This is a genomic window from Pseudomonas sp. SDT291_1_S447, from assembly GCF_054070155.1.
Map to the genome: position 1 here is coordinate 1 of NZ_JBSVXS010000249.1, position 1,696 is coordinate 1,696.

The window sequence follows — 1,696 nt, forward strand, 5'->3', positions numbered from 1 at the left end:
GCGCCGATGGCCGCGATCACAGCTATCCGTTGCCTAAGGTCGGCCTGTTCCACTACGACGCCATCGAAGACATCACCCTGGTCCGCAACAGCGAAGATCAACTGCTGCTGTGCCGTGGTTTCGAGCGCAAGGAAACCTACGTCCGCCGTGGCCAGCGTTTTGTGCTGAGCAATATCTCGCTGCGCAACGGCGCCGGAGTGATGCTGCATTACGAGCATCGTCACGGCGAACACTCGCTGCTCTCCGACCTGCTCACCTATCAGGAAAACGATTTCACCAAAGTCCATTTGCACCTCGGCACGATGATCGACGATCACGGCCGGTTTATCGGCCTCTGGCAGATCGTTGACGGCGAACCGCTGCGCCAGCTCTGCGCCTATCAGTACGACGCCTATGGCGACCTGATTCAGGCGCAGGACGAGAACGGTGCCGTCTGGTCGTATCAGTTCCAGCATCACCTGATCACCCGCTACACCGACCGCACCGGGCGCGGCATGAACCTGCAATGGGACGGTTCAAGCGCCAAGGCCAAAGCCGTGCGCGAATGGGCCGATGACGGCAGTTTCGACACGCGTCTGGAATGGGACGAAAACATTCGCCTGACCTATGTCACCGATGCCCTCGGCAACGAGACCTGGCACTACTACGACATCCTTGGCTACACCTACCGCATCCGTTACGCGGACGAGCGTTCGGAATGGTTCTTCCGCGACGAGGCGAAGAACATCGTGCGCCGTGTGAATGCCGACGGCAGCACCGATCGCTACAGCTACGATGAGCGCAGCAACCTGCTCGAACACATTCGCGCCGATCACACCGTGATGCATTACGCCTACGATGATCAGGATCTGCTGATCAAGATCAGCGATGCCGAGGGCGGTCAGTGGCAGCGCGCCTATGACGACCAAGGCAACCTGGTCGAAGCGCTGGATCCGCTCGGCAACAAAACCGAATACGCCTACAACAAATCCGGCCAGCCCACCGCGATCAAGGACGCCAACGGCAACGAAAAGACATTGGACTACAACGACGCCGGGCAACTGGTCGAGTACGTCGATTGCTCGGGCAAAACCAGCGCCTGGGAGTACAACGAACTCGGGCAGATGATCTGCTTCACCGACGCCGCCGGCAACGCCACCGAATACCAATACAAGGCCGGCCAACTGGTGCTGATCAAGCACCCGGACAAGACCGAAGAGCGCTTTGAGCGTGACGCCGAAGGTCGGTTGTTGGCACATGTCGACGGTCTCGATCGTTGCACCACTTGGAGCTACAGCGCCGCCGGTTTGATCGCCGAACGCATCGACGCTGCCGAGCAAACCCTGCGCTATCGCTGGGACCGGCTCGGACGGCTAACGGCCCTGGAAAACGAAAACGAACAACGCGCGCACTTCCACTACGACCCGGTCGGACGCCTGCTCGAAGAGCGCGGTTTCGATGGGCGCAGCGCACGCTATCAGTACGACCCACTCACCGGTCGCCTCGCGCAATCGATCAATGGCCAACGCGTCATCTCGTTGAGCTTCGACCCGATGGGCCGTTTGACCGAGCGTCGCGCCACCTTGGGCGAGCAGTCGCAAAGCGAAACTTTCGCCTATGACGGCAACGGCAACCTGGTGCTGGCCGACAACGCCGACAGCCGCCTGCAATGGTTCCACGACCCGGCCGGCAATCTGCTGCGCGAACACCAACATTA

The 1,696-nt window shown here is 60.4% G+C and carries 1 pseudogene; it reads left to right on the forward strand.

Going from position 1 to position 1,696, the window contains the following annotated elements:
• Positions 1-1,696: pseudogene (locus ACW9IR_RS29265) on the forward strand (RHS repeat-associated core domain-containing protein); the annotation flags it as partial.